Annotated in this window: 10 protein-coding genes; all 10 read left to right on the top strand. The window is 70.5% G+C overall.

Going from position 1 to position 9,769, the window contains the following annotated elements:
* A partial coding sequence (rho, locus tag K7G60_RS33205; protein ID WP_225804679.1) for a transcription termination factor Rho occupies positions 1 to 1,151 on the top strand: 1,151 nt, incomplete at its 5' end.
* 210 nt (positions 1,152 to 1,361) lie between these two features.
* Positions 1,362 to 2,456, top strand: coding sequence for an LCP family protein (locus K7G60_RS33200; protein WP_225804678.1), 1,095 nt, complete (start codon positions 1,362 to 1,364; stop codon positions 2,454 to 2,456).
* A 134-nt stretch (positions 2,457 to 2,590) separates the two neighbouring features.
* A complete protein-coding gene (rpmE, locus tag K7G60_RS33195) occupies positions 2,591 to 2,809 on the top strand; it encodes a 50S ribosomal protein L31 (protein ID WP_030321069.1) in 219 nt (72 codons plus the stop codon).
* A 96-nt stretch (positions 2,810 to 2,905) separates the two neighbouring features.
* On the top strand, positions 2,906 to 3,982 hold the full coding sequence (gene prfA / locus K7G60_RS33190) for a peptide chain release factor 1 (protein WP_225804677.1): 1,077 nt from the start codon (positions 2,906 to 2,908) through the stop codon (positions 3,980 to 3,982).
* A gap of 46 nt (positions 3,983 to 4,028) precedes the next feature.
* Complete coding sequence (gene prmC, locus K7G60_RS33185) at positions 4,029 to 4,874, top strand: peptide chain release factor N(5)-glutamine methyltransferase (protein ID WP_225804676.1); 846 nt, start codon at positions 4,029 to 4,031, stop codon at positions 4,872 to 4,874.
* 40 nt (positions 4,875 to 4,914) lie between these two features.
* Entirely contained in the window at positions 4,915 to 5,562 is a 648-nt protein-coding gene (locus K7G60_RS33180; protein ID WP_225804675.1) for an L-threonylcarbamoyladenylate synthase, read from the top strand.
* Positions 5,559 to 6,206: a protein-tyrosine-phosphatase gene (locus tag K7G60_RS33175; protein WP_225804674.1), complete on the top strand. Its 648-nt coding sequence runs from the start codon at positions 5,559 to 5,561 to the stop codon at positions 6,204 to 6,206. The genes K7G60_RS33180 and K7G60_RS33175 overlap by 4 nt, the downstream gene beginning before the upstream one ends.
* A 70-nt stretch (positions 6,207 to 6,276) precedes the next feature.
* Positions 6,277 to 7,524, top strand: a complete 1,248-nt coding sequence (gene glyA / locus K7G60_RS33170; RefSeq protein WP_225804673.1) for a serine hydroxymethyltransferase — start codon at positions 6,277 to 6,279, stop codon at positions 7,522 to 7,524.
* Between the two features lie 107 nt (positions 7,525 to 7,631).
* Positions 7,632 to 8,957: an MraY family glycosyltransferase gene (locus K7G60_RS33165; protein ID WP_225804672.1), complete on the top strand. Its 1,326-nt coding sequence runs from the start codon at positions 7,632 to 7,634 to the stop codon at positions 8,955 to 8,957.
* A 264-nt stretch (positions 8,958 to 9,221) separates the two neighbouring features.
* Positions 9,222 to 9,635: a hypothetical protein gene (locus K7G60_RS33160; RefSeq protein WP_225804671.1), complete on the top strand. Its 414-nt coding sequence runs from the start codon at positions 9,222 to 9,224 to the stop codon at positions 9,633 to 9,635.
* Positions 9,636 to 9,769: the final 134 nt, after the last annotated feature.

Below are 9,769 nucleotides of genomic sequence, written 5' to 3'. Positions count from 1 at the left end.
TCGCCGACGACGACGTCCTGATCCCCGTCGCGGGCATCCTGGACATCCTCGACAACTACGCGTTCATCCGGACCTCCGGCTACCTGCCCGGCCCGAACGACGTGTACGTCTCCCTCGCCCAGGTCCGCAAGAACGGCCTGCGCAAGGGTGACCACGTCACCGGCGCCGTGCGTCAGCCGAAGGAGGGCGAGCGCCGCGAGAAGTTCAACGCGCTGGTCCGCCTGGACTCCGCGAACGGCATGGCCGCCGACTCCGGCCGCGGCCGCCCGGAGTTCAACAAGCTGACCCCGCTCTACCCGCAGGACCGCCTCCGCCTGGAGACGGACCCCGGTGTGCTCACCACCCGCATCATCGACCTGGTCTCGCCCATCGGCAAGGGCCAGCGCGGTCTGATCGTGGCCCCGCCGAAGACCGGCAAGACCATGATCATGCAGGCGATCGCCAACGCGATCACGCACAACAACCCCGAGTGCCACCTGATGGTCGTCCTGGTCGACGAGCGTCCGGAAGAGGTCACCGACATGCAGCGGTCGGTCAAGGGCGAGGTCATCTCCTCGACCTTCGACCGTCCGGCCGAGGACCACACCACCGTCGCCGAGCTGGCCATCGAGCGCGCCAAGCGCCTCGTGGAGCTGGGTCACGACGTGGTCGTCCTGCTCGACTCGATCACCCGCCTGGGCCGCGCGTACAACCTCGCGGCGCCCGCCTCCGGCCGCATCCTGTCCGGTGGTGTCGACTCGACCGCGCTCTACCCGCCGAAGCGCTTCTTCGGTGCCGCGCGCAACATCGAGGACGGCGGCTCGCTGACCATCCTGGCCACCGCGCTGGTCGACACCGGCTCGCGCATGGACGAGGTGATCTTCGAGGAGTTCAAGGGCACCGGCAACATGGAGCTCAAGCTCGACCGGAAGCTCGCCGACAAGCGCATCTTCCCGGCCGTCGACGTCGACGCCTCGGGCACGCGCAAGGAGGAGATCCTCCTCGGCAGCGACGAGCTCTCCATCACCTGGAAGCTGCGTCGCGTGCTCCACGCGCTCGACCAGCAGCAGGCGATCGAGCTGCTGCTCGACAAGCTCAAGTCGACGAAGTCGAACGGCGAGTTCCTGCTCCAGATCCAGAAGACCACCCCTGGAGCCGGCAACAACGACTGACGCGAGAGCTGCGTCACACGACGAGAGCCGGACCCCGGTCCCGTAATCCCGCCGTGACCTGCGTGAACCACTGCGCCCACCGTGCCCCGCACGGTGGGCGCAGTGCCGTTTCCGGGCAGAGGCCCTCCAAACCTCACGGTCCCGTGTGCAACCCTTTCGGGTGCATCGCCGTCACAGAAGGTGAATCCAAGGGCCGAGGGAGCGAAGGCGATGGCCGAGCAGGGCGAGAGCGGGCGCGCGCGGAGCGCGGGCGGCGGGCGGCGCCGCAAGCAGCCGGCCAAACGGCGCAGGGCGCCGATCCTGATATCGGGGGCCGCCGCGGTCCTCGTCCTCGGCGGCGCCGGACTCGGCTACGCGTACCTCAGACTCGACGGCAACATCCAGGGCGTCGACATCAACGCCCAGCTCGGCACCGAGCGCCCCGACGACGTCGACAACGGCTCCCTCGACATCCTCGTCCTCGGCTCCGACTCCCGCTCCGGCGACAACGGCGCCTACGGCAAGGACGAGGGCGGCGCCCGCTCCGACACCGCGATGGTCGTGCACGTCTACGAGGGCCACAAGAAGGCGAGCGTCGTCTCCATACCCCGCGACACCCTCGTCACCCGGCCCTCCTGCACCGACGGACGGGGGACCGCCGTCGCGGGCGAGCGGCGGGTCATGTTCAACACCGCGTACGAGGTCGGCGGCCCCGCCTGCGCCGTCAAGACCGTCGAGTCGATGTCCGGCATCCGCATGGACCACTACATCGAGGTCGACTTCACCGGCTTCAAGAAGCTCATCGACGAGCTGGGCGGCGTCGAGATCACCACCACGCGGCCCATCGAGGACGACAAGAGCCACCTCGACCTCGCCCCGGGCACGCACACCCTCGACGGCGAGCAGTCCCTCGGCCTCGTCCGCACCCGCAAGAGCGTCGGCGACGGCAGCGACCTCGGCCGCATCCAGCTCCAGCAGGCCTTCATGAAGGCCTTCATCGACCAGGTCAAGGACGTCGGCGTCCTCACGAACCCGACCAGGCTGTACGGGCTCGCCGACGCGGCCACCAAGGCCATCACGCCCGACTCCGAACTCGACTCGGTCCAGGAGCTGATGGGCTTCGCCAAGGGCCTCTCCGGCATCGGCGCGGGGAACGTCAGGATGGTCACCCTGCCCGTCGAGTACGACCCCCGGGACCCCAACCGCGTCGTCCCCCTCGAAGCGCAGTCCCGGCAGGTCTGGAAGGCCCTCAAGGGCGACCTGCCGATCCCCGCGTCGGCGACGGAGGACACCGCCACCGGTCAGGCCGACGGCGTCGTGAGGTAGCCCGGGAATACCTGCGGACCGCCCCCCGTTTTGGGAGATGCGGCCGGTCCTGGCAGACTGGTACGTCGGCCCCGGTTCACGCTGTCCGCAACCCGCGGCGGCGACCCGGCGCCCTCCCGAAACTAGGAGACACCTTGAAGCGCGAGATCCACCCCGAGTACGTCGAGACCCAGGTCAGCTGCACCTGTGGCGCCTCGTTCACCACCCGTAGCACCCTCACCGAGGGCACCATCCGTGCCGAGGTCTGCTCCGAGTGCCACCCGTTCTACACGGGCAAGCAGAAGATCCTCGACACCGGTGGCCGCGTGGCCCGCTTCGAGGCCCGCTTCGGCAAGGCCGGCTCCGCCAAGTAGCGAGCCCCTGCGCCGGTCCTCGGCCGCCCCGCGCGGGTGGCCGGGACCGGCGCTTTGCCGTCCCGTAGCAACTGACGAAAACCCCAGGAGCCCCCGATGTTCGAGGCGGTCGAGGAACTGGTCGGCGAGCACGCCGACCTCGAGACGAAGCTCGCGGACCCGTCGGTCCACGCCGATCAGGCGAACGCGCGCAAGCTCAACAAGCGCTACGCCGAGCTGACCCCGATCGTCGCCACCTACCGCTCCTGGAAGCAGACCGGTGACGACATCGAGACCGCCCGCGAGCTGGCACACGACGATCCGGACTTCGCGGCCGAGGTCAAGCAGCTGGAGAAGGACCGGGAGGAGCTCACCGACAAGCTCCGCCTGCTCCTGGTCCCGCGCGACCCGAGCGACGACAAGGACGTCATCCTGGAGATCAAGGCGGGTGCCGGCGGCGACGAGTCCGCCCTCTTCGCCGGCGACCTCCTCCGGATGTACCTGCGGTACGCCGAGCGCGTCGGCTGGAAGACCGAGATCATCGACGCCACCGAGTCCGAGCTCGGCGGCTACAAGGACGTCCAGGTCGCCGTGAAGACCAAGGGCGGCAACGGCGCCACCGAGCCCGGCCAGGGCGTCTGGGCGCGACTCAAGTACGAGGGCGGGGTGCACCGCGTCCAGCGCGTGCCCGCCACCGAGTCCGCCGGCCGCATCCACACCTCCGCCGCCGGCGTGCTCGTCACGCCCGAGGCCGAGGAGGTCGACGTCGAGATCCACGCCAACGACCTGCGCATCGACGTCTACCGCTCGTCCGGCCCCGGCGGCCAGTCGGTCAACACCACCGACTCCGCCGTCCGCATCACCCACCTGCCGACCGGCATCGTCGCCTCCTGCCAGAACGAGAAGAGCCAGCTCCAGAACAAGGAGCAGGCCATGCGCATCCTGCGCTCCCGGCTCCTCGCCGCCGCCCAGGAGAAGGCCGAGGCCGAGGCCGCCGACGCCCGCCGCAGCCAGGTCCGCACCGTCGACCGCTCCGAGAAGATCCGCACGTACAACTTCCCGGAGAACCGGATCTCGGACCACCGCGTCGGCTTCAAGGCGTACAACCTGGACCAGGTCCTCGACGGCGACCTGGACGCCATGATCCAGGCGTGCGTCGACGCCGACTCGGCGGCGAAGCTCGCCGCAGCGTAAGGCCCCCCCTCAAGCCAGCCCCACCCCCGCACCACGGAGGACCAGCGTGAACCTGCTGCTTGCCGAGGTGGCCCAGGCCACCCAGCGGCTGGCCGACGCCGGCGTTCCCTCACCGCGTTTCGACGCCGAGGAGCTCGCCGCGTTCGTGCACGGCGTCAAGCGGGGGGAGCTGCACAGCGTCAAGGACGCGGACTTCGACGCCCGCTACTGGGAGGCCGTCGCCCGCCGCGAGGCCCGCGAGCCGCTCCAGCACATCACCGGGCGGGCGTTCTTCCGCTACCTGGAGCTCCAGGTGGGGCCCGGCGTCTTCGTGCCCCGACCGGAGACCGAGTCGGTCGTCGGCTGGGCCATAGACGCCGTACGCGCCATGGACGTCGTCGAACCGCTCGTCGTCGACCTGTGCACCGGCTCCGGGGCCATCGCGCTCGCGCTCGCCCAGGAGGTGCCGCGCTCGCGGGTGCACGCCGTCGAGCTGTCCGAGGACGCGCTTGCGTGGACCCGCAAGAACGTCGAGGGCTCCCGCGTCACGCTGCACGAGGGCGACGCGCTCACCTCGCTGCCGGAGCTCGACGGCCAGGTCGACCTGGTCGTCTCCAACCCCCCGTACATCCCGCTCACCGAGTGGGAGTACGTGGCGCCCGAGGCCCGCGACCACGACCCGGAGATGGCGCTCTTCTCCGGCGAGGACGGCCTCGACTTCATCCGCGGCCTGGAGCGCACGGCGCACCGGCTGCTGCGGCCCGGGGGACTCGTCGTCGTCGAGCACGCCGACACGCAGGGCGGCCAGGTGCCGTGGATCTTCAACGAGGAGGTCGGCTGGGTCGACGCCGCCGACCACCCCGACCTGAACAACCGGCCGCGGTTCGCGACCGCCCGCAAGGCGATGCCATGACTGCCATGACGAACCACGTGTACGAGGAGGACGGGAACTGATGGCACGGCGATACGACTGCAACGAGTCGACCGACCGCGCGACCGGTCTGCGCGAGGCCGCGTCCGCCGTCCGCCGGGGCGAGCTCGTCGTGCTGCCCACCGACACCGTGTACGGGATCGGGGCGGACGCCTTCGGCAGCGAGGCCGTCGGGGACCTGCTCGCCGCCAAGGGCCAGGGCCGCAACACGCCCACGCCCGTCCTCATCGGCTCGCCGAACACCCTCCACGGCCTGGTCACGGACTTCTCCGAGCAGGCCTGGGAGCTCGTCGACGCCTTCTGGCCCGGCGCGCTCACCCTCGTCGCCAGGCACCAGCCGTCCCTCCAGTGGAACCTCGGCGACAGCCGGGGGACCGTCGCCATCCGGATGCCCCTGCACCCCGTCGCGATCGAGCTCCTCACCGAGGTCGGCCCGATGGCCGTCTCCTCGGCCAACCTCACCGGCCACCCCGCGCCGGAGGACTGCGACGCGGCCCAGCAGATGCTCGGCGACTCCGTCTCCGTCTACCTCGACGGCGGCCCGACGCCCGGAATCGTTCCTTCTTCCATCGTCGACGTCACGGGCAGGGTGCCGGTGCTGCTGCGCGAGGGCGCGCTCTCCCCGGAGGAGCTCCGGAAGGTCGTACCCGACCTCGAGGTGGCCAGTTGACCGCCCCTGAGGGGCGTGGCATAGCGGGGCACGAAGAGAGCGACACCTTCCGCATCCTCCACGTCAGCACCGGCAACGTCTGCCGCTCGCCGATCACCGAGCGGCTGACCCGCCATGCCCTGAGCGACCGCCTCGGCGACCCCCTCGGCGGCGGCCTGATCGTGGAGAGCGCGGGCACCTGGGGCCACGAGGGCGCCCCCATGGAGGCCAACGCGGAACTGGTCCTCGCCGACTTCGGCGCGGACTACAGCGGCTTCGTGGGCCGCGAGCTCCTCGACGAGCACGTCATCCGCGCCGACCTGGTCCTGACGGCGACCCGCGACCACCGGGCGCAGGTCATCTCGATGGGCCACTCGGCGGGTCTGCGCACCTTCACCCTGAAGGAGTTCACCCGCCTGGTCCGCGCGATCGACCCGGCCACGCTCCCGGACCCGCGCGACGAGGGCATGGTGGAACGCGCACGCGCCCTGGTCCGCGCGGCCGCGGCTCTACGCGGGTGGCTCCTGGCCCCGTCGGTGGACGCCGACGAGGTCAACGACCCGTACGGCGCCCCGATCACCTTCTTCCGCTCGATCGGCGACGAGATCAACCAGGCGCTGGATCCGGTGGTGACGGCGCTGACGGGGGTCTCGGCCAAGCGCTGACGTTCAGGAGGCGGGGCGGGGTGCGGCTGCCTACATTGGTGCTGACATCCCTCCACGTCCGGAGTCAGCCATGTCCGTCACCGCGCCACCCGATGAGGAGCTCGACGTCCTGCGCCGGCAGGACCCCGAGGTCGCCGACGTGCTGCTCGGCGAGGCGCGGCGGCAGGCCGACAGCCTGCAGCTGATCGCGGCCGAGAACTTCACCTCGCCCGCCGTCCTCGCCGCCCTCGGCTCCCCGCTCGCCAACAAGTACGCCGAGGGCTACCCGGGGGCCCGGCACCACGGCGGCTGCGAGTACGCCGACGCGGCCGAGCGGATCGCCGTCCAGCGGGCCACCGCGCTCTTCGGAGCCGACCACGCGAACGTGCAGTCCCACTCCGGCTCCTCGGCCGTCCTGGCGGCGTACGCGGCCCTTCTCAGGCCCGGTGACACGGTCCTGGCCATGGGTCTCGGCCACGGCGGGCACCTCACGCACGGTTCGCCCGCGAACTTCTCCGGCCGCTGGTTCGACTTCGTCCCGTACGGCGTCGACGCCGACACCGGACTCGTCGACTACGAGCAGGTCGCCGCCCTCGCCCGCCACCACCGTCCGAAGGCGATCGTCTGCGGCTCCATCTCGTACCCCCGCCACCTCGACTACGCGGTCTTCCGCGAGATCGCCGACGAGGTCGGCGCCTATCTCATCGCGGACGCGGCCCACCCCATCGGCCTGGTCGCCGGGGGAGCGGCCCCCAGCCCCGTCCCGTACGCCGACGTGGTCTGCGCGACCACCCACAAGGTGCTGCGCGGGCCGCGCGGCGGAATGATCCTGTGCGGCGAGGAGCTCGCGGGCCGGGTCGACCGGGCGGTGTTCCCGTTCACGCAGGGCGGCGCCCAGATGCACACGATCGCGGCCAAGGCGGTGGCCTTCGGCGAGGCGTCCACGCCGGCGTTCACGGCGTACGCCCATCAGGTGGTGGAACACGCCGAGGTCCTCGCTGCCGCGCTCGCCGCCGAGGGCTTCGCGGTGACCACCGGCGGCACCGACACCCACCTCATCACCGCGGACCCGGCCCCCCTCGGCGTCGAGGGCCGCGCCGCCCGCGCCCGGCTCGCCGCCGCCGGCATGGTGCTCGACACCTGTGCCCTTCCGTATGGGGAGGGCCGCGGGATCCGGCTCGGCACCGCGGCCGTCACCACCCAGGGCATGGGCGCCCCGGAGATGGCGAGAATTGCCGCACTGTTCACCGTCGCGTTGCGAGATGACCCGGGGGAAACGGCCCGGGCACGCGCCGAGGTACGGGAGTTGACCTCCCGATTTCCCCCGTATGGGCGCTGACGGGAGCCCGAGCGCAACCGTTCGGACGCCCCCGGTGTCTCAGACCACATGGACGGCACGGCTAGGGTGTGGGGCTGAGATGGCCAGCGATTCCTGTGGGGCAGCCCGTGCGTGATTACCTGCTGACGCTCTGTGTCACGGCTGCGGTGACCTATCTGCTCACCGGTCCGGTGCGGAAGTTCGCCATCGCGACCGGGGCGATGCCGGAGATCCGCGCCCGCGACGTGCACCGAGAACCGACTCCGCGGCTCGGTGGCATCGCCATGTTCTTCGGGCTGTGCGCGGGACTGCTCGTCGCCGACCACCTGCAGAACCTGAACAGCGTCTTCGAGCAGTCCAACGAGCCCCGCGCGCTGCTCTCCGGCGCCGCCCTCATCTGGCTGATCGGCGTCCTCGACGACAAGTTCGAGCTGGACGCGCTCATCAAGCTGGGCGCGCAGATGATCTCGGCGGGCGTGATGGTCGCGCAGGGTCTGACGATCCTGTGGCTGCCGATCCCCGGCGTCGGCACGGTCGCCCTCACCCCCTGGCAGGGCACGCTCCTCACGGTCGCCCTGGTGGTCCTCACCATCAACGCCGTGAACTTCGTCGACGGCCTCGACGGTCTCGCCGCCGGCATGGTCTGCATCGCCGCCGCGGCCTTCTTCCTGTACGCGTACCGGCTCTGGTACGGCTACACGATCGAGGCGGCCGCCCCCGCGACCCTCTTCGCCGCGATCCTCATGGGCATGTGCCTGGGCTTCCTGCCGCACAACATGCACTCGGCGCGCATCTTCATGGGCGACTCGGGCTCGATGCTGATCGGCCTGATCCTGGCGGCCTCCGCGATCTCGATCACGGGCCAGGTCGACCCCGACGTGCTGCGGCTCTTCGAGGGCTCGACCCGTGAGGCCACCCACGCCGCCCTGCCGGTCTTCATCCCGCTCGTGCTGCCGCTGACCATCATCGCGATCCCGATGGCGGACCTGGTCCTCGCGATCGTGCGCCGCACGTGGAAGGGGCAGTCGCCGTTCGCGGCCGACCGCGGCCACCTGCACCACCGGCTCCTGGAGATCGGGCACTCGCACAGCCGCGCGGTGCTGATCATGTACTTCTGGTCGGCGCTCATCGCCTTCGGCACGCTGGCCTACTCGGTCCACTCGACCTCGATGTGGATCGTCCTCGGCGTCGTCGCGCTGAGCGCGATCGGTCTGGTGCTGCTCCTGCTGCCGCGCTTCACGCCGCGCGCTCCGCGCTGGGCCCAGTCCGTGGTGCCGCCCCGCTACCGGCGCCGCAAGCCGGCCGCCGTGACGACGGAGCCCCTCGGGTCCGTCGGCTCCGCCGAGCCGGTCGAAGAGGAGCGGGAACCCGTGCCCGCGGGGGTCAACGGGGCGACCGCCATCGGTCACCGTTCGCGCTTCACCGACAGGAGTAAGGCCGGGGCACGCGGTTGACGAAAGCCTCAGCGGGGGCCAATAGCAGACAAGGTGCCCCGCTGTCGCGCACACACGCGCGGGGTAACTCTCATGTGTGACCGTTGGCACACCTTCTGGGTAAAGACCTATTCAAATAGTTTGTGATACGGTTCACGAGACCCGGCGACAGTGCCGAAAGACCGTAGTGCGACGGTCTGTTGGCCCCGAGACCCACCTCGGACCGGGCTTACGCTCGTCCATGACGACACCATCGCCCCCTCCAGAGCAAGCGGAGACACCGCCATGCCGTCGAACGACGCACGCATCCTTCTGCACACCGCCGTACCCTCCGCAGCCGTCGGCGCCGTCGCCACGGTCGTCAGCGGGGTGGTCGCCGGTGGCAAGGGTGCGATCGGCGCCGTCGTCGGCACCCTGGTGGTCATCCTCTTCATGGGGATCGGGCAGGTGGTTCTCCAGCGGACGGCCAAGTCGCTTCCGCACCTCTTCCAGGCCATGGGGCTGATGCTCTACACGGCCCAGCTGCTGGTGCTCTTCATCTTCCTGGCCTTGCTGAAGAACACCACGCTGTTCGACTTCAAGGCCTTCGCCTTCACGCTGCTCGCGACGACCGTGGTGTGGGTCGCCGCACAGGCCCGGGCCTACATGAAGGCCAAGATCACGTACATCGACCCCGGAAACACGGGGTCCAAGTCGTGAAGGGTAGGGCCGGGATAAAGCCGCGTTCGGCTTCCTGCTATCGTCCGGTTCCAACTGCGGCACTGCGGACGCGGGCATCCGAAACGGCGCCTGTCCCAGCGAGAGGCTCGACGCCGAACCGCCGCCCCCTTATT

The sequence above is a fragment of the Streptomyces sp. NK15101 genome, from assembly GCF_020400725.1.
In the GTDB taxonomy this organism is placed as follows: Bacteria; Actinomycetota; Actinomycetes; order Streptomycetales; family Streptomycetaceae; genus Streptomyces.
The sequence above is the reverse complement of the archived record's forward strand: the minus strand, read 5'-3'. Positions and strand labels throughout refer to the sequence as shown.

What these genes read in the sequence shown, in the direction of transcription:
- K7G60_RS33200 (WP_225804678.1), top strand. Translation starts at nt 1,362, where the DNA reads ATGGCCGAGCAGGGCGAGAGCGGGCGCGCGCGGAGCGCGGGCGGCGGG.
- prfA (WP_225804677.1), top strand. Translation starts at nt 2,906, where the DNA reads ATGTTCGAGGCGGTCGAGGAACTGGTCGGCGAGCACGCCGACCTCGAG.
- K7G60_RS33180 (WP_225804675.1), top strand. Translation starts at nt 4,915, where the DNA reads ATGGCACGGCGATACGACTGCAACGAGTCGACCGACCGCGCGACCGGT.
- glyA (WP_225804673.1), top strand. Translation starts at nt 6,277, where the DNA reads ATGTCCGTCACCGCGCCACCCGATGAGGAGCTCGACGTCCTGCGCCGG.
- K7G60_RS33160 (WP_225804671.1), top strand. Translation starts at nt 9,222, where the DNA reads ATGCCGTCGAACGACGCACGCATCCTTCTGCACACCGCCGTACCCTCC.